The organism is Candidatus Eremiobacteraceae bacterium, assembly GCA_036511855.1.
Lineage (GTDB): Bacteria > Vulcanimicrobiota > Vulcanimicrobiia > Eremiobacterales > Eremiobacteraceae > JABCYQ01.
In genome coordinates this window covers 63,959-82,412 of sequence record DATCBN010000017.1, presented here as the reverse complement: position 1 = coordinate 82,412, position 18,454 = coordinate 63,959, and the positions used below count along the sequence as shown (strand labels likewise).

At 62.9% G+C, this 18,454-nt stretch carries 16 protein-coding genes; 13 read left to right on the top strand and 3 right to left on the bottom strand.

The features are described from left to right. The 3 genes from VII69_03020 to VII69_03010 form a co-directional block, all read left to right on the top strand. Positions 1-1,556 (top strand): peptide ABC transporter substrate-binding protein (locus tag VII69_03020; GenBank protein ID HEY5094069.1); only part of this gene is annotated, 1,556 nt, incomplete at its 5' end. 220 nt (positions 1,557-1,776) lie between these two features. After that, entirely contained in the window at positions 1,777-2,610 is an 834-nt protein-coding gene (locus VII69_03015; GenBank protein ID HEY5094068.1) for a response regulator, read from the top strand. Continuing rightward, positions 2,607-3,731 carry a site-2 protease family protein gene (locus VII69_03010; protein HEY5094067.1) on the top strand — a complete coding sequence of 375 codons (1,125 nt, stop codon included), beginning with the start codon at positions 2,607-2,609 and terminating at the stop codon, positions 3,729-3,731. The genes VII69_03015 and VII69_03010 overlap by 4 nt, the downstream gene beginning before the upstream one ends. Positions 3,732-3,737: 6 nt before the next feature. Here the strand turns inward: VII69_03010 and VII69_03005 are convergent, their stop codons facing one another. Then, positions 3,738-4,835 (bottom strand): type IV pilus twitching motility protein PilT, encoded by a 1,098-nt coding sequence (locus VII69_03005; protein HEY5094066.1) that lies wholly within the window; start codon positions 4,833-4,835, stop codon positions 3,738-3,740. Between the two features lie 302 nt (positions 4,836-5,137). Between VII69_03005 and VII69_03000 the strand changes: the two genes are divergently transcribed. The 4 genes from VII69_03000 (at position 5,138) to VII69_02985 (ending at position 9,632) form a co-directional block, all read left to right on the top strand. Then, entirely contained in the window at positions 5,138-5,842 is a 705-nt protein-coding gene (locus VII69_03000) for a prepilin-type N-terminal cleavage/methylation domain-containing protein (GenBank protein ID HEY5094065.1), read from the top strand. A 6-nt stretch (positions 5,843-5,848) separates the two neighbouring features. Next, a complete protein-coding gene (locus VII69_02995) occupies positions 5,849-6,538 on the top strand; it encodes a prepilin-type N-terminal cleavage/methylation domain-containing protein (protein ID HEY5094064.1) in 690 nt (229 codons plus the stop codon). Between the two features lie 2 nt (positions 6,539-6,540). Next, positions 6,541-8,199 carry a pilus assembly PilX N-terminal domain-containing protein gene (locus VII69_02990; GenBank protein ID HEY5094063.1) on the top strand — a complete coding sequence of 553 codons (1,659 nt, stop codon included), beginning with the start codon at positions 6,541-6,543 and terminating at the stop codon, positions 8,197-8,199. 128 nt (positions 8,200-8,327) lie between these two features. Continuing rightward, a complete protein-coding gene (locus VII69_02985) occupies positions 8,328-9,632 on the top strand; it encodes a glutamate-1-semialdehyde 2,1-aminomutase (protein ID HEY5094062.1) in 1,305 nt (434 codons plus the stop codon). An 85-nt stretch (positions 9,633-9,717) separates the two neighbouring features. Here VII69_02985 and VII69_02980 read toward each other — a convergent pair whose 3' ends face one another. Continuing rightward, positions 9,718-11,382, bottom strand: coding sequence for an AMP-binding protein (locus VII69_02980; protein HEY5094061.1), 1,665 nt, complete (start codon positions 11,380-11,382; stop codon positions 9,718-9,720). Positions 11,383-11,481: 99 nt separating this feature from the next. Between VII69_02980 and VII69_02975 the strand changes: the two genes are divergently transcribed. From VII69_02975 to VII69_02965, 3 genes are read left to right on the top strand one after another with little or no spacing between them, the layout of a single operon-like run. Further along, a complete protein-coding gene (locus tag VII69_02975) occupies positions 11,482-12,363 on the top strand; it encodes a hypothetical protein (protein ID HEY5094060.1) in 882 nt (293 codons plus the stop codon). 1 nt (position 12,364) lies between these two features. Continuing rightward, a complete protein-coding gene (locus VII69_02970; protein HEY5094059.1) occupies positions 12,365-13,108 on the top strand; it encodes a hypothetical protein in 744 nt (247 codons plus the stop codon). Then, positions 13,095-13,796 (top strand): ATP-binding cassette domain-containing protein, encoded by a 702-nt coding sequence (locus VII69_02965; protein HEY5094058.1) that lies wholly within the window; start codon positions 13,095-13,097, stop codon positions 13,794-13,796. Before VII69_02970 ends, VII69_02965 begins: the two co-directional genes overlap by 14 nt. A gap of 9 nt (positions 13,797-13,805) precedes the next feature. Here the strand turns inward: VII69_02965 and VII69_02960 are convergent, their stop codons facing one another. Continuing rightward, on the bottom strand, positions 13,806-15,119 hold the full coding sequence (locus tag VII69_02960) for an HD-GYP domain-containing protein (protein ID HEY5094057.1): 1,314 nt from the start codon (positions 15,117-15,119) through the stop codon (positions 13,806-13,808). Between the two features lie 269 nt (positions 15,120-15,388). On the opposite strand from VII69_02960, the gene VII69_02955 reads away from it, so the two are divergent. Genes VII69_02955 through VII69_02945 form a run of 3 tightly spaced genes read left to right on the top strand, consistent with a single transcriptional unit; the run spans position 15,389 to position 18,274 of the window. Further along, on the top strand, positions 15,389-15,856 hold the full coding sequence (locus VII69_02955; GenBank protein ID HEY5094056.1) for a hypothetical protein: 468 nt from the start codon (positions 15,389-15,391) through the stop codon (positions 15,854-15,856). A gap of 22 nt (positions 15,857-15,878) precedes the next feature. Then, positions 15,879-17,291, top strand: a complete 1,413-nt coding sequence (locus tag VII69_02950; protein HEY5094055.1) for a hypothetical protein — start codon at positions 15,879-15,881, stop codon at positions 17,289-17,291. 32 nt (positions 17,292-17,323) lie between these two features. Next, positions 17,324-18,274, top strand: coding sequence for a UPF0158 family protein (locus VII69_02945; GenBank protein ID HEY5094054.1), 951 nt, complete (start codon positions 17,324-17,326; stop codon positions 18,272-18,274). The last annotated feature ends 180 nt before the right edge of the window (positions 18,275-18,454 follow it).

Here is an 18,454-nt window from a genome sequence, read left to right as displayed (position 1 = left end):
CAGGCCGGCCGCCCTCGCAACCCGGCGTGCTGCGATACGCCGACATCCAAGAGCCGGACAGCTTGAATCCGCTGGTATCGACGCAGGCCACCACCATCGACATCGCCTATTTCGTTTTCCAGTTCTTCTACAACGTCGACGACCACGATCAACTCGTCCCGGAGGTGTCGACGGATATACCCACGCTGGCCAACGGCGGCATCTCGCGCGACGGCATGACCCTCACCTATCACATGCGGCCAGGTCTCAAGTGGCAAGACGGCGCACCGCTCACTGCAGCGGACGTCGTCTTCACGTTCCACGCCATCATGAACAAGAATAACAACGTCCAGGTGGTCACGGGCTACGATCATATCGGCAGCGTCACTGCGCCCGATCCCCGCACCGTCGTCGTCCACATGAAGAAGTTTTTCGCGCCCATCGTGGCCTACTTCATGTGCATCCAAGGCGGCTATCCCATCATGCCGGCGCATTTGCTCGCCAAATATCCCGACGTCAATCATATCCCCTACAACAACCTGCCTGTGGGATCCGGCCCGTTCAAGGTGACGGAGTGGGTACACGGCGACCATATCACGATGGTGGCCAATCCGCTCTATTGGCGCGGCGCCCCGAAGTTGAATAAAATCGTGTTCAAGATCGTGTCCGACAACAACACGATCGTCACGCAGTTGAAGACCGGCGAGACCGACGCGTGGTTCCGCGCCGATCCGTCGCTGTATCCGTCCTACTCGAACATCCCGGGCGTGACGGTGACGCTCTCGGAACAAAACCTCTTCGGGCATCTTGATTTCAATCTGAACGAGGCCGGCACGCCCTGGCAAGATGTGCGCGTGCGCCAGGCCATCGAATACGCGATGGACCGCAAGAAAATCGTCCACGACGCGACCCACGACGTCTGGATGACGTCCGACAGCGACCAAGCGAAGTTCAACTGGGCGTACGATCCAAACGTGCCGCACATCGGATTCGATACAGCGCAGGCAAAAAAGCTCTTGGCGGAAGCCGGCTGGACGCCGGGCGCCGACGGCGTTCTCACCAAGGACGGTAAGCGGTTTGAAATTCAATTCTCGTACATCGCCGGCAATGTGATCGGCGCCGCGGTCGGCAACATCATCCAACAGGAACTCAAAGCCGTCGGCATCGATCTGATCCAAAAGACGTATCCGGCACCGCTGTTCTTCGGCGCGCAGCAAAACGGCGGCATCATCAACTCGTACAAGTATCAACTGGCGTATTTCGGTTGGGTGAGCGGCGTCGATCCCGACGACTCGTCGCTCTACGCGTGCGACCAATTCCCGCCCGCGGGCCAGAACAACTTGCATTGGTGCGACCCGAAAGTCGACGCTGCGGAAAAAGATGCGCTGAGCACGTTTGACATCGCGCGCCGCAAGGCCGACTACGCGATCATCCAGACCGAGTTGGCCACGCAAGTGCCCACCATCATTCTGTTCTCCGAACGCAGGGCCGACGTGCACACGGTCAACTTCAAAGGATTCAGGGCGTCGCCGGCCACGTCTGCATATTGGAACTCATGGGAGTGGTCCATGGAATAGGCGGCCGGCCGTCACTGGAACGGCCGACCGTAACGGCTCGGGCGAAGAGCCGTCGCCCGGATCGCGGCTTGGGATGCTAGGAGCGCGCCGGATCCCGGGTGCGGACGAAGAGTGAGCCTCTTCCTCCACGTGAGTATGACGCAGCGCACTGGATGGTTGTTACGACGCGACGTGCTAAAAAAGGTCGTTCCCACATCGCGTCATGAATGACTCGGATGCCATGAATAGCGGAAAAGTGCAGACCGTCGTGATCATCGACGATGAGGATGAGATCCGCACGCTCATGGAACTCGCCCTCGCCAAGCCCGGCCGCGCAGTCGTCGGGTTTTCCGATTCGGCTGCGGCGCTCGCCTACTTGCGCGAAGACCGGCCCGTCGACGTCATCGTCTCCGACGTGCGCATGGCCGGTATGGATGGATACGCGCTCGTGCAGCGGCTTCAAGAACGCAGCGAAACCGCAAGCACCCCGGTGATATTCGTGTCGGCGAACGACGCGGCCGACAACCGGCTCGCGGTGACCGGCGCCGATGTCGAGTTCCTACGCAAGCCCTTCGATATCGCGGATCTGCGTGCGCGCGTCGACGCGCTCGCAGCCCGGCGTTCCGCGCCGGTCATCGACTTCGACGTCGTCTTGGCCGGCGCAGTCGCGCGCGCGCGCAAGAGCGACGGCCCGATCTCGCTGCTGCTCGTGGCCACTGCGCCGCCGGTCGGATCGCTTTCCACGCAACGGGCCCGAGAGGTTTCAAACTCGATCGCTGGCGTCGTCCGGGCGCACCTGCGGCGCTCGGATGCGGCGGCGGCGTACGCGCCGTACGCATATGCGGCCTCGCTCGACGGCTGTCCGGCGGATCGCGCGCGGCACATAGCGTCGACGATCGCGGCCGACCTTCGCACGCAAGCCGGCGAGCTTGGCGTCGACGCGCACGTCGGACTCAGCCACGCGAAAGATTGTCACGAATTGACCGTGAGCGCGCTATTCGGCGCCGCCAAGGCGGCGGTCGATGAAGCTACCACGCACGCAGGCGGATTCGCGGTGCAAGAGGTCGCGCCGTGAACGACCACACCTTCCGGCTGGGCTCGATATTCGGCATAGAGACGCGCGCGCACTACACAGCGCTGTTCGTGTTCGGGGCGATCGCGTACGTGGTCGCGTTCGGGCATCTGCCCACGGTCACGCCGGCTGCTCCACCGGAGCAGCGCATCGCGGTCGGCGCGCTCTTCGCGCTGCTATTGTTCTCATCCGTCCTCGCGCATGAGTTCGGGCATGCGCTCGTCGCGCGTCATCGCGGCAAAATCGTCGCGGGCGTCACCGTGTACCTCTTAAGCGCGACCGCGCACGTCGTGCACGATCGCGAGCGCGCGAGTGACGAAATCGCGGTCGGCGTCGCCGGTCCGTTGGTCAGCACAGCATTGGCGCTTCTCTTCGCCGGCATCGCGATCGCGCTCGAACGCAGCAGCGATTCCGCCGCATCGATCGTATGGATATTGGCCTACGGCAACGCATTGCTCGCCGCGTTCAACTGGCTGCCCGGTTTTCCGATGGACGGCGGTAGAGTTGTCCGTGGCGTCTTGTGGCGGATGTCCGGCAATCCCGTCAAAGCCACCCGCATCGCGGCGGGCGCCGGAAAAGTCATCGCCATCCTGCTCGGTGGCATCGGCTGCTGGGTGGCCGTGCAATACGACGCCACCATTGGCATTTGGGCGGGAGCGACGGCGTGGTTTCTCGCGGGCATGGCCGACGGGCAGTACAAGACCACGATCGTCCGGGTCGCCCTTGACGGTCTCCGCGTGCGCGATCTGTACGCTCAGAATGTTCCAACGCTGCAGACGTCGACGACGATCGAGCAGGCGGCCGCGACGTTCGGCGCCGCGTCGCCTGCGAAATCGCTTCCGGTGTTGTTCGGGGAGCGCGCTGCAGGCTGCATAGGTGAGGCCGACGTCGCGTCGGTGCCCAACGATCAGGCGGCGGGCATCAGCGTCGGATCGGTGATGACGCGAGTGGCCGACCTCGAGTCACTCGCACCCGATGACGATGCGCTGCAATTGCTGCCGGCGCTCGCCGCAAACCGCCCCGAAGCGGTGATCGTCGACGAGAACGGCACGTATGCCGGCATCGTGCGGCGCGAGGATCTCGCGCGCCACGTCGCGCGCGTCGAACAAGCGGGTTCGATGTAGGTAGTCCTAGCGTCCCCCGGCCTCGACCGCGCGCTTCACTTCATCGGGGTGCGATGCTTTCGCCATTGCCGCTTCGAGCGTCACAAGGCCATTTTTCACGAGATTGGCGAGATCTTTTTCCATCGTCTGCATGCCGAGGTTTTGACCGGTCTGCATCGCGCTCATCATCTGCGGGATCTTGTTCTCGCGGATGAGGTTGCGCACGCCGGGCGTGCCGATGAGGATCTCGAGCGCGGCGATGCGGCCGTTGCCGTCGGCGCGGGGCACCAGCGTTTGGCTGAACACCGCTTCGATGACGGTGGACAGCATGACGCGGATCTGCTCTTGCTGTTCCGGCGGGAAGACGTCGATGATGCGGGTGACGGCTTCGGGGGCGCTTGTCGTGTGCAAGGTCGCGAACACGAGGTGACCGGTCTCGGCGGCGGTGAGCGCGAGTGCGATCGTCTCGAGATCGCGCATCTCGCCGATCAGCACGACGTCGGGATCCTGACGCAGCATCGCGCGTAACGCATCCGCGGTCGAGAGCGCGTCGCGGCCGATCTCACGCTGCGTGATGATGGCCTTTTTGCTCTTATGCATGAACTCGATCGGATCTTCGATCGTGACGATCTTGGACCGGCGGTGGCGGTTGATGAAGTCGAGCATGGCTGCAAGCGTGGTCGATTTGCCCGAACCAGTCGGACCGGTGACGAGCACGAGGCCGCGCGGGCGCGACGTCACCTCCGCCAAAATATCCGGGAAGTTGGTCTCTTCGAGGTGGGGCGGGTCGGTCGGGATCAGCCGGAACACGCCGGAAAGACATTCGCGTTCGTAGCAAATATTGACGCGAAACCGTGCGAGACCGGTCATCGAATATGCGAAGTCGAGCTGCCGCCTGGATTCAAGCGCTTCCAATTGGTCGTCGGTGAGAATGGATGTGACGAGCTGACGGGCGTCGTCAGCCGTGAGCACTTGATCGACCAGCGGCTCCAAGTGCCCGTTGCGGCGGACGGACGGAGCGCATCCGACAACGATGTGCAAGTCGGAAGCCCGCTCTTCGTACATCTTCGTCATGAGCTCGCCGAGACTAGTAGGATACATCGCCGCTCCGCTCTGTGCGATCATATGGTGTGCGAAATCCAAACATCCATCAGTGATTTAGCGCAAAGTCTCATATCGAATACATCGGCGCACGATCGGTACAGATGTAGAATTTGTGGCTGAGCGGGACCTTCCGGGCCGTTGCGTGGGACCTTTGTTGTGGTTTTGCCGCATTTGACGTGACCACTGGCACACTACGGGTGGAAGACTATTCGCGAAGGTCGGGCGACGATATAATAGGCACGTGGTGTAACAGACGGGCTGTTAGCCAGGTCACACGGATATAGAAGGTCCGTAAGTTACTATATCTCGACGAGGTAGCCTTAATGCGCCAGCGCGGCACGACGCTCTTAGAAGTCCTGGTAGCCATCACGCTCTTGACACTAGTATTCTTGCTGGTGTCGCAAGACATGATCGCGACGAGCGCCGCGCAGAGCGATGCCGCATCGAGCACTGTTGCTGTCGGCGAAGGCAACTATCTGCTGTCGCAGATGCAAAACGATTCAAATTTTTGGAGTGAAGTCAATCCGGCGCCGAGCATGACCCCGGGCAGCGGCTTCAACGATTGCGGCACACCGGTGCCCTCATATAACGACAGCTACACCAAGCCGGCGCCGGGCGCCACCGACGGAAACGCCTGGCACGTACCAGGCAACGAGATCCAGTGCCATGGCTCCACGAACAGCCTTGCATACATGTGGTCCGCCAGCATCCGGGGCAGCGACACGCACGCGGCCGACATCACCGTATGGGTGAACAGCGGCGAGGGCGTCTACGAAGTGCACGGCATGAAGAAAGACGATCCGCAACCGCTCGTGGCGGCCAGCCCTCCGCTGTTGCCGACACCGAAGCCCACGATCACGCCGACTCCCGCGCCGTCAGCGCCTACGACACCCACTCCGCCGCCGACTCCCAAGCCGTCTCCCACTGCTACGGCGAAGCCCACACCCAAACCGTCGGCGACTCCTAAGCCGTCTCCCACGCCTACGGCGAAGCCCACACCAACGCCACAGCCGACGATCGGACAGTGACAAACGATGCCTAGATTTAGAACAAGAATCGGCAGCCGGGGATTCTCACTCATCGAGATGATGTTCGCGATGGGCATCCTCGGCTTGGTCCTCTCGCTCACCCTCGCCGAGTTCATCACGGCGTTCGGTCACTTCAGCTTCGCGCAGACGCATATGGATGCCGAAATGGCCGGACGAGTGGCCATGTCCAAAGTCAACGATGTGCTGCAACTCGCTTCGTCCGACCATAATCCGGCCGACACGCCCGGCTGCTCGGCGAAGTGTCAAATCATTGTGAACCCCTTGGCGTTCAAGACATTGGGGAATAGCAACGACGTCGCCATCATTGTCACCACCACCGATCCCGGCGATCCGAACGGACAACTCTCGTCCACCATGAACACGGTCGGCCAGGTGCCGCGGCCCGACTACCAAGTCGTCGAGCTGAGTTACGACGCCATCAAGCAAGCGATCATGGAGTCGCGCTCCACCTACTCCGCGTACATCACCGGCGGCGCGCCGTCGAGCACCTCGGTGCTCGCGCGCAATGTCGAAAACTTCAACATTACTCCATTGAACTGGGATCCGATCAAAGGTTTTGCCTCCGGTCTCCAAGTGAACATCCAAACGTCGGGGCCGGCACAGGGCGGACGGCCGGCGTCGGTCGCTAACACAAGCAACACCGTTTATTTCTCGACCTACGCGGGGTTTCAATAATCATGAAGACGTCAATCGAAAAAGGCCGCAGCAAACGCGGCGTCGCGCTCATCACGGTCATCTTGATGGTGGTCGTGCTTCTCATTTTGTCGGGCGCGCTTTTGAGTTCGACGATCAGCGAGATGCAAGGCATCGGCGCTAACGGGATCAGCAATCAGGCATTGAACGCGGCCTACGCCGGCCTCGACGACATGGTGTTGAAGCTGGAGGAGAACACGTCGGGCACGAACATCGGCGTGCCGCAGCCGTTCACCACGACCATGAGCGGCGACGGCGTGTACGCGTCACAATACTCCGTGAGTGTCATCAAGCAGTGGGCGCCAAGCGCCAACTTCCAATATTTCCTGATCGAAGCCAAGGGTACGGCAGGACTCCCGCTCGGCAGCCCGCTCAACCCCGTCCGCAAAGTCGACGCGCTCGTTCGCACGCAGCCGTTCTCATCGTATGAGATGTACAGCATCAGCGAAGTCAACAATTTCGGCGGCACGGTGTACTACACGAACGCGCAACACTTCGACGGCGCCGTCTATTCGGGCGGTCCGATGAACGTGATGTACACCCCCGGCGATAAAGCCATCTTCGGCGCGGGCGTGGACACGGCCGTGGCTCCGAACTATGTGGACCCGAACTTCAAGTCAGGCCAACCGGGCGACTGCACCCCCGTCGACGGTACGACCGGATGCAGTCAGGTCAACGTCGGCGGGTCTGCAAAAGCGCTGCCCACATTCCTCGACAATTTGCTCGTCGCGAGCGAGTCGTACTACGGCGACTCGACGCATAACAGTCAGACCCCGCCGAGCCCGGCCACGAACGGCTTGTACATCAACCAAGCGCTGCCCAACGGCACCAATGGCGGTCCGCTGCTCACCGGGCTCTACATCCAGGGCGATGTCACGATCTACGCCCAAGGCGAGAACTCCGGGGCGATCAGTAAACAGTTCTACATCCTCCAAGTCGGCGGATCCACGTACGACGTCGCCATCGATTTCAACGCGAACGGCGGAATTGGCACCACGACCGTGATCGGTCCTGGCGGTGTGAGCACGCTGTACACCGGCGTGGCGTCGGGCCAGCCCGTGGGCGGCACCGGCGGCAACGGTTCGATCTTCATCAACGGTAACGTGACCATCGCCGGCGGCACCGATGCCACCGGCCTCGTGCCGAAGAGCACGCTTGGCGCCACTATCCACGGTTCGTACACGATCGGCGTGCCCGACTACATCACGAACCACGGCGATTGGATAACCCTCAACAAATCGATCACCGACCTCGACCCCAGTTCGACGTCGAACGACGTGCTCGCGCTTTGGGCCAACGACATCAGGATCTCGAACTCCACCGATTCGGTCGTGGAAATCGACGCGTTGATGTTGACCGGATATTACGGCGAATGCACGGTCTCTGCGTGCAACGACGGTACGCTCTACAACAAATCGTGCACCGTCAATTCCTGCGGCGGCGTTGCCGGCAGAACCTTGAACATAATGGGCAGTTTGGTCGAGAACATCCGCGGCAAACTTGGCACCGCAGTCGTCGGACAGACGACCTGCGCCACCGGATTCTGCCGCCAGATGACGTACGATCAGCGGCTGGGTTCTAAACCCCCGCCCTTTAGTCCGACGACCAACAAGTACCAAGTCATCGCGCTGCAGTACAAATAACAGCAAACGCATCCCCGTGAGAATCAAGCCGCGCTCGAAAGAGCGCGGCTTTCTCTATGTCGCGGTCAGACGCCACCGCCAGGATTGGGCGATTGACCCCGGTAAGCATGGCCCGTTTGGAGATGCATGTGGCACACACTTTGATCACGCCGCGCGGGGAAGATGACGCACGCTACGATCGTGCGCGGCGTGCCATCGCCGGCGGCGTCAGCTCGCCTGTGCGGGCCGGCGCGCCGATGGGCGGTGCGCCGCCGATGATCGCGTCGGCGGCAGGGGCACGCGTGATCGACAGCGCCGGTCGCGAGTACGTCGACTATCAGTGCGCGTACGGACCCGTTCTGTTGGGGCACGCGCTTCCCGCGGTCACGTCGGCGGTGACGCGAGCGGCTTCGTCGGGCACGGTCTTCGGGTCGACGCATCTGGAAGAAGTGCGGCTCGCGGAACGTCTTTGCTACGCGATGCCGTCGATGGAGCGCCTGCGCTTCGTCTCGACCGGCACCGAAGCGTGCGCAAGCGCGCTTCGCGTCGCCCGCGCCTACGCGCGCAGGCCCAAATTCATCCGCTTTTCGGGCAACTACCACGGCCATACAAACGAGATGATATTCTCCGCGGGTGCGTCGGCGAACGCGACCTCGGACTTGACGAGCGGCGTGACGCAAGGCGTTCTCGATGATGTGATCGTTCTGCCGTACAACGATCGCGCCGCGGTAGCCGATGCGTTTGCGCGGGAGCACGAGCAGATCGCAGCGGTCATGCTCGAGCCGGTCGTGGGGAATATGGGACTCGTTCTTCCCGAAACCGGATACTTGGAAGCCTTGCGCGACCTCACGACGCGATTCGGGGCGGTGTTGATCTTCGATGAAGTCATAACCGGTCTACGGCTGGGCGTGGGCGGTGCGCAGAGCGTGTATGGAGTGCACCCCGATCTCACATGCGTCGGCAAGGTGTTGGGCGGCGGTTTGCCCATCGCCGCGTTTGGCGGCCGCGCCGATATCATGGCCGAGCTTGCGCCCGACGGGCATGTCTTCCAAGGCGGCACGTTTTCCGGCAATCCGCTCTGCGTTGCTGGAGCTCATGCGCTCCTCGACGCCCTGGAAGCCGATCCGCTCGTCTACTCGAGGTTGGATGCGCTTGGGCAACATCTCGCCGACGGTGCGCGCGCAGCGATCGCAGATGCGGGGTTGGAGTATCCGGTCGTTCAGATCGGGTCGATCGTCGATTTCATGTTCCGCGGTGGCAAGCCGGCCCGCAACTTCGCAGATGCTTCGCAGGCCGACGGCGCGGCTTACCGGCGCTACTATTGGGCGATGCTCGAACGCGGCATCCATCTCGCGCCTTCGCAAATGGAAGTGATGTTCGTGACCGCCGCGCATACCGCCGACGACATCGATCACACCGTGCGCGCGATGCGCGAAGTCTTAAGCTCAATATAGTACTAGGGCAAGCAACGTTTGCCCTAAAAAATGGGTGCGCGATGCTCACCCTAGTACGAGCTTGCCCTCCTACAAAGGCCGCGTGTCACGCGGTGCTGATATCCGCGTCGGCCTGACGGTTGAAACATGCGATCGCAAGTGCGCGTAACGCGGATTTATCCACCTTGCCCGTCGCGCCGACCGGCAGCGCTTCCACGGGCATGACCAGCGACGGTGCCTTTTCCCGCGCGATGCGGCCACCGCAATACGCCGCCAGCTCGTCTGCGGCCAGACTTGCGCCGGGCTTTAGCACCACTGCCGCACAGACTTCTTCTCCATACATCATGCTCGGCACACCGAAAACCGCGACATCGGCGAGCGCCGCGTGCGCGCGCAAGCACATCTCGACTTCGGCGGGGTAGACGTTCTCGCCGCCGCGGATGATCGTATCCTTTATCCGCCCTACGATCTTGACGTAACCTTCGGCATCAATGGTCGCGAGGTCGCCGGTGTGAAGCCAGCTTTCCTCATCGATCGCTTCGGCGGTGGCCGCGGGATCCTTCAAGTAGCCTTTCATAGTGCTGTGACCGCGCGAGAGCAATTCACCCGTATCACCGCGCGCGCTCTCGGATCGCGTGATCGGATCGCGGATCTGCACTTGCATGCCCGGCAACGCCCGCCCGACCGTTGTGCGGCGTTTGTCGGGTGGATCGTCGAGACGCGTCTGCGTGACGCCCGGAGATGATTCGGTCAATCCATACGCGACCGTGAAATCGACCGCGCCGAGCCGGTCGAAGACCGCATCGATCAAGTCGAGCGGACAAGGCGCTCCTGCCATGATGCCCGTGCGCAGCGTGGCGATATTGAAATCGGCGAATTGCGGATGAGCGAACAGGGCTGCGAACATCGTGGGTGTGCCGTACAGAGCCGTGCACTTCTCGTTCATCACCGCCGCAAGCACCGCGCCCGGTTCGAAGGACTCCACCGGTACCATGCACGCACCGCGCACCACGGCGCCAAGACTGGCCGCGCTGCAGCCGAAGCAGTGGAACAGCGGCACGGGAAAGCATAACCGGTCGGCGTGCGTGAGGTTCTGACACAGCGTGAGCGCGAACGCGTTTTGCAGCATGCTGCGGTGCGTCAGCATGACTCCCTTCGGCTGGCCCGTGGAACCGCTCGTGTATTGCACGTTGATGACATCGAAATTGTCGAGCGCCGACTCGCGCCGCCGCAGGTCGCCGTCCTGCGCCTGCGCCGATAGATCGTAGAGGTCGTCGAAGCGCAGCATGCCGGGCAGTCGCTGCTTTCCGATGACCAACAGACGGCGAAGCCGCGGATAGTTCTCAAACGTCGCGTGCCCGACCGGCGCCGAATCCAGATCCGGCACGAGCTCGCGCAAGGTCGCGACGTAATCGAGACCGCGAAAACCGGGCGTCATGAAGAGCGTGGTGGCTTCACTGTGGCGTAGAAGCCGACCCAGCTCCTGTGCCTTGTTCGACGTGTTCACGGTGACGAGCACAGAACCGATCTTCGCGGTGGCATATTGCAAGAGCAGCCACTCGGGAACGTTCGGGGCCCACACCGCCACGTGCTCGCCCTTGCGAATGCCGAGCGTCATCAAGCCGTTGGCGATCTGATCCACTTTGCGGCGGAACGCATGATAGGTCCAGCGGATGTCGCGATCGGCATAGACAACCGCGTCGCGTTCGCCAAACCGCTCGTCTTGGCGGTTGAGAACTGCGCCGATCGTCAGGCGGTTGAATTCAATCATGCGCGGTCGCAGTTCGACCGCGTCGAGCGAAATGCCGTCCTTTCAACTTCGACGCCGAAGGGGAGGGCGCGCGCGCGAGCGAGGCCAAGATGGCGGCCAATGGATGCAAGAGCCGCCGAGGCGCTGTTCAACGGCAGCGTCATCGCGCTTGTCGCAACTGCAACCACCGTGGTCTTGGACCTTTTCGGATTCGTGAATGTCGCCGTGCCGGCTTCATTTGTGCTCGGTTCGGCGGGCGCGTTCGCGTTCGCGTCGGCCGCCGCGCCGGAATGGCAGTGGATCGCGGCGGGCGCGCTCGTCGGTCTCGTCGGGGGCGTAGCGATCGATCGATTGGCTCTCGATCCGTTGCGCCGGCGTGGGCGCGACGCAGCGATGCTCCCGGCCAGCATCGGCGCATCTTTGGTCGTGTACGGATTGTCGAGAGCCGCATTCGCCCCAGGTAGTTCGGCGATGCCGCACGCGGTCGCGCTCTCTCGCATGGCGTCGATCGGACATCTGAAGTTCACCGGACTAGACGCCCTCGCGGTCATCGTCACCATCATCTCTTGCACGCTTCTCCACATCGCCGTGCACAGGACTCGCTTCGGCAACGGCGTCCGCGCCGCGTGCGAGAATCCGCTCGCCGCGCAGCTCATGGGAATGCGCATCGATCGAGTGCCGGCTGCGGCGATGGCGGCGACGAGCGCGCTTGCATCCACCGCGGGCGCTCTCTACACCGCGCACGCGGGAAGTATGAATGGCGGTATGCCGGCCGTGCCGCTGCTCGGCGCGTTCGCGGCCGTCGCGCTCGCGCCCGTCGGTTCGATCGGGATCACGTGTCTGATCGCCTTCGCGCTCTCGCTTGCCGGCGCTCTGTTCGCGGCCCAGTTGCCGTGGCTTCCGGCGTATTCGACGCCGTGCGCGCTCGCAGTGTTGGTCGCGGCGGGGCTTGCGTGGCGACGCACGCGCCCGCCCGCGCCCGCAGCCATCGCCGAATCGTAACGTGACACTCCAGTCGATCGCCATCGACTCGCTTCTGGCTCTATCCGTCTGGTGCACGCTCGGAACCGGCCGCCTCACGCTTGCCGGTCCCGGCTTCATGGCGTTCGGCGCGTACGTCGCATTTCTCATCGGACAACACATGCACGCTTCCATGTGGCTCTGCATCGTCGCAGGCGCCGCCGCCTCGACCTTGCTTGGAGCTGTGGTCGACCTGTGCGTCAGCAACCTGTCCAACGCGCCGTACACGATCGCCACTTTGTCGTTCACGCTCGTCGTGCCCGCGATTGCGACGGCCGCGCATGTCGTGCGCGGGCCGGTCCATCCGCTCGGCAACGCGTTCTCCGCGATCGTGTGCCTTGCAGCCGGATTGCCCGCGCTCGCCTTTGCGCGAGATCGCTGGCGGTTTGCCGCGGGCGCGGCGGCGGCCGGGCTTGCCGGCGCGCTTTATTGGACGTTCGGCGGCGCCCTCAATCCGAGCGCGTTCGGATTGGACAGGGTGGGTGTGATGGTAGCGGTCGCCGTGGTCGGCGGCGCGGGCAGCCCACTGGCCGCCGTTCTCGGCGCCGTGCTCTTGGCGGCTCTCGCGAGATTAGCCGCTCCCCTCACGGATCAAGCGCTCATCGTGGATGGGGTCGCGCTGATCGTCGTGCTCGTGTATCTGCCGGACGGCGTGTGGCCCCGGCTCATCTCGCTATGGCGTGCGGTTTCGCGTTCACCGGGGAGGTTGGCCGATGGCACTGCCTGACCGTCTCACGCCCGTGCTCGAAGTGCGTGAGCTATGTGCGGGCTACGGACGGACCGACGTCGTCGCCGACATCAGTCTTCGCGTGTACGCGGGCACGGTCGTCACGATCATGGGTCCAGCAGACTCTGGAAAGTCTGCGATCCTGCTGGCGCTCGCCGGCGCATTGCGCCCGCGCCAGGGCACGATCACCTTCGCCGATCGAACCGCGCGCCGCATTCCGACCGATGAAGCAGTGCGCCGCGGCATCGTCCTCGTGCCCCAGGGGCGGGCGATTTTCTCCGGCCTTACGGTTCGAGAGAACTTGGAACTCGGGGGATGGACGCGCCGCGATCGCTGGTCCGTCGTGCCGGAGGTCGCCGCCTTTTTAGAGCGCTTTCCGGAGCTCGGCCGCGCGGCCGACCGGCCTGCGGCGACGCTCGGACCCGGCGAAGGACAATTGCTCGCGATCGCCCGCGGGTTGATGAGCAAACCGCAGTTGCTGCTGCTCGACGAACCGTCCGCGGAACTCGACCCGGACGATATCGCGCGCGTGCTGCGCATCATCAAGCAAGTGTGCGCCGAAGACATGCCCGTGCTGCTCGCAGAACGGCCGGCGCCATTCGCGCTCGCGCTCGCCGATTATGTGTACGTGCTTGAAGGGGGCAGGATCGCTCGCGAAGGTTCGGCGCGCGAAATGGCGCTCAGCTGATCCGAAGCGTCAGGCGGTGTCGTCGCGACGGCGGCGCTCGTTCAGCCGCGATATCGGCAAGACATCGGCGGTGTGCGACTCAGCCACTCTGGCCAGCGCATCCGTGACTTGCACGTCGAACTGCACGCCCGCTCCCGCGTTGATCTCTTCCATCGCTTCGGCGTGCGAGAGCGCCTCACGATGCGCACGGTTCGAAGTGAGCGCGACGTAGGTTTCGGCGACGGCGACGATACGCGCCTCCAGACCGATGTCGTCGCCGGACAGCCCGCGCGGATAGCCGCTGCCGTCCAGACGCTCGTGATGCTGCTCGATGATGACGGCCATGTCTTTGCAATCGCGCCATTTCGAGACGAATCGCGCACCAAGTTCGCTGTGCATCTGCACGTAGCGGCGCTCTTGCGGCGTGAGCGGCCCGGCTTTGTCGGTGACGTGGTTGGAAATCGCAAGCGATCCGACGTCGTGCAGCAGCGAGGCGCGGCGCAAATTCTCGAGTTGAACGCCGCTGATGCCGAGCGTCGTGCCGATCGCGGTCGCGATCTGCGCAACGCGATTGCTGTGGCCGGCCTGCGACGGATGGCGCGCATCGATCGCCATCGACAGCGCTTCGATGAGATCGCCGTTCATGCGATCCAATTGACCGATGCGGTCGAAGAGCACGGAGTTTTCGTGCTCGATAGTGCCGACGTAATGCTCTTCCCCACCGAAAGCGTCGAATCCGTGACGGACGATCGCAAGCGGTATGGCGAAGTAGAAGATGTTGAACCAATGACCGGCGGCGAGATCCGCGCCGAGCCATGCGCCGAGAACGCCCAATATCAGGTAGTGGACGAGCGACCAACCGAGGTTGCGCTCGAGCGCGCGCATGATGGACGGCCTCGATATGCGACCGAGCACGAACGATTCGCCGCAAACTTCGATCACAAAGGCGCAGAGAACGAAAGCGGCGACGCCGATCCACGGCAGATGCACGACAAGTGTGAGCGCGGTGGCGGCTGCGCCGGCGATCATCGGCCCGATCACGGCCATCGCGCCGACGCAGGAAGCTTCGGTGCGGGTGAGAGCGCCTGGAGCGAACGCGCGGTATAGCCCGCGGACGGCGCCGATCATCACCGCGGCGGGTGCGCCGTACAGCACGAACGCGGCGACGCAAATGACGAGTGCGGGTCCGACGACGCGCCGGCCGGCACGAACGACGTCCGCCGCCAATACATCGAGGAACAACGCTGCAGCGATAAGTGCGGCGAGGCCGAGAGGGCTGTGACCGAGTTGAGTGACCGACCAGGCGAACGCGCCTGCGGCGCTCGCGACCAACAAAGCCGGCACAACCTGTACCGATTTTAGAGAGCCGCCGTGGTTGAGCGCAGGGCCGGGACGGAGCGGCAGTACCGACAAGACATCGTGAAGAGGTCCGTTACGGCTAAGCTTTCGCTTTCCGGGACCCCGATCTGATGGTGTCTCGCGATCTCTATTCATGGTCTGCCCCTCGAACGTCTGACCCCTGAAACGACGGCGATGTTACATCTCGTTACAAGAGTGTGAGCCCGGTCGTCCCCGCCGCAAGGGAACCAATTTTCGACGCGGAAAGCATAGTTATGTTTTATCTTAAGGGACGCCACGGACCCCTTCGTGTGGCTCTCGGCGCCATCGCGTGCGTGCTGTTAGCTCACGGCGCACCGGCGAGCGCCCAGACCCTGACCATTTCGTTGAGTCTTGCTAAGTACGACGTCGTAAAGCACAGCCCGGCCGGAGACTTCGTCGGCGTATCGCCCGGCGTGCTCCACGTGCATGTGGGCGACGCGATCATCTTCAACAACGAAGATGTCAAGGCCCACACGGTGGTGGCGCTTCCGGATAGCGGCGCATTTCCCGACGACCCGCATTGGACCGACGACGTGCTCCGTCAGACGGGCTATATCGGGGATGCGATGTGGTCGACCGGTGAACTCAAACCGGGCGCCTCTTCCAAGCCGATCCAAGTGAAAAAAGCCGGCAAGTACTTGTACGGCTGCTTTATCGACTATAGCGCCGGCATGCGCGGCGAGATCGTCGTCGACCCCTGACTAAAATCGTGGAGAGACCGCCGTGGAGTTTCGCGAACCCATCGCCCAACTGATCCGCGATCCGCGCGAATTCACCAAAGATGTGCCGTTTCCCGATGCGCGCGACTTGCGCATCTACGACACGAGCTTGCGCGACGGCGAGCAGATGTGCGGCATCGCATACACGCCTGAAACGAAGTACGAGATCTGCAAGCGCCTGTCCGATATCGGCGTGCACATCATGGATGTGGGTTTTCCGGCCGTCTCCGCCGACGAACGCCGTTCCCTGCAATTGATCATGCAGGGCAAACGCGCGGGCGAGATCCGGGCGGATCTCGACATCGTGGTCATGTGCCGTTCGACCAACAAGGACATCGATGCGACGCTGAGCGCCTTGGCGGAGATCGACGTCGCGCCGCGCGAGGTCACGTTTTTCGTGTTCACGTCAGGCAGCGATCTGCACATGAAATATAAGATCGGCAAAGCATTGCTGGCGCGCGAGGGCAGACCGGAATCGGAGTGGCTGGATCAACCGCTTTCGTTCTATCGGCAGGCCAACATCCGGATGCAATGCGACGCGATCCGCTACGCAAGATCCAAAGGCGTGGAACGGGTGGAGTTCGGCGGCGAAGACGGCAGCCGCGGCGACGTCGATTACTTCATCGAACTGTTCCGGGCCGGAATCGAAGCGGGCGCGACTCGGCCGTCGTGGCCCGACACCGTCGGTTGCCTGACCCCTGAAGCCACGCGGTGGTTTTCCACTCGCATCGTCGACGCCATGCCTCCCGGCATCACGCTGCTCAATCATTTTCACAACGACTACGGGTTGGGCACGATCAACTGCATCACGTCGCTCGCATGCGGTTTCAAAGCGTTCACGGTGACGGCGAACGGATACGGCGAACGCGCCGGCAACGTTCCGCTCCATCAGGTCGTCACCGCTTTGCGCGTGCTCTACGGCGTGGAGATACCCGGCTTCAAGTATGAAAAGCTGCAAGAGCTTGCGCGATTCATGGAGCACGTATCCGGCTACCCCATTCAAGCGCATGAGCCCATCATCGGCGCAAACGTGTTCTCGCACGAATCGGGCATCCACACCCATGCGATGCTCATCGACCGCCGGATGTACGAAGCCGTTCCCGCCGAGCTTGTCGGCGCGGAGATTCGATTCATATACGGAAAGCACAGCGGACTAGCGGTCGTGGAGGCCGCATTGCGCAAAAATGAAGCCGCGTTGAAGGCCCGCGGCGTCGCCGTGGACGCAGGCCTCGTCGCACGCGTGCTGGATGAAGTCAAGCGCGTCCGCGAAGAGAAGGCGCGGTCGAACCAGGCGGCGGAGCTGGTCGACCAATATTACTCGAATATGAATAGCCTCGGCCTGACCGAGGATGACGTGCTCCGCATTGCCGAAGGTATTGGGGCCCCCGGCCGGCCAAGGTCGACCGCTACCACTTAAGACGACGACACTGAAAAACGATAGGATCTAGCATGAGCGACATGACGACGAACCACACCCACATCACCGCGGAATGGATCCGCCGCCCACTCGACGACCTAGGCGGACTTTCGCCGACCGACGCCGCCGCCAACAGCGAAGGCCGCAAGAAGCTCGACGACTTGCTCGTGGAGCTAGCCGGACACTACGTGCGCCTGAGCAATCTCGGATTGCCATCGGTGAATCCCGTGGACATCCGTAGAGCGCTGGGTCTTGAAGCAGTGGCGTCGCCGGCAGGCACGCATCACCATCGTCAGATCCGGCCGCATCAAGGACGCGCGGTCAAACCAGGGCCGGTCAAGCGCAGCGCGCTTCTCGACGAATTGGGCACGGCGCTCACCGGCGGCGATGTCGATGGCGTTTCGTACTTCAACATCACGACCGGGGCGGTCGAGCATTTCATGCACAATCTCGGCGACCAGGAAAATGCTCGCATCGCAGAGGCCGACGCCAATCCCGACCTTGTGAAGATCGCGCCGGTCACGACGGACGTGCGATATTCCATAATGTCGGACTTCATCGGCTCCGTTGAGGATATCAATTTCGCGGGCCGTCTACGCACGGCGATTTCCGGCAAAGGCGCGTTCAAGAGATTCCGGGAGACGGTGGACGAAGACGACGCGATGCGCCGGCGTTGGATGGCGTACCGGACGAAGCGCCACTATCACATCGCGCTGGATTGGCTGCACGGATTGAACGCTGACCTTTCCAAGTACTCGCTCGCCGGCGCCGATTTCGATTGGCAGCCTCACAAGGACGAGCCGGAGTCTGGAGAGCCGGCGCAAGTATCGGTTGCGGCCGACGGCAATGCGTCAGAATCGGGCGTCGACGCGCCGGCCGTGGAAACCGCTGCCATGGACGTGCCGGCCGCAGACGAAGCTCCACCGGACGCCTCGCCGCCTGAGGAAGCCGCACCGGTCTCGCAAGAGCCGGCGGCGAGCTAGCGGCCGCTCTCAATAAAAGCGAAAAACGCGACCCGCGTGAGCATGCGGATCGCGTTTTTCTTTTCCAGGGGTCAGACCCGCCGGACGTCACGGCGATGAGGGTCACCTACGCCGTCCGGTTCACAATGATAGACGGGTTTGACGGCCCAGTCGTTACACGCTTTCAGCGCCTGGCCCGCG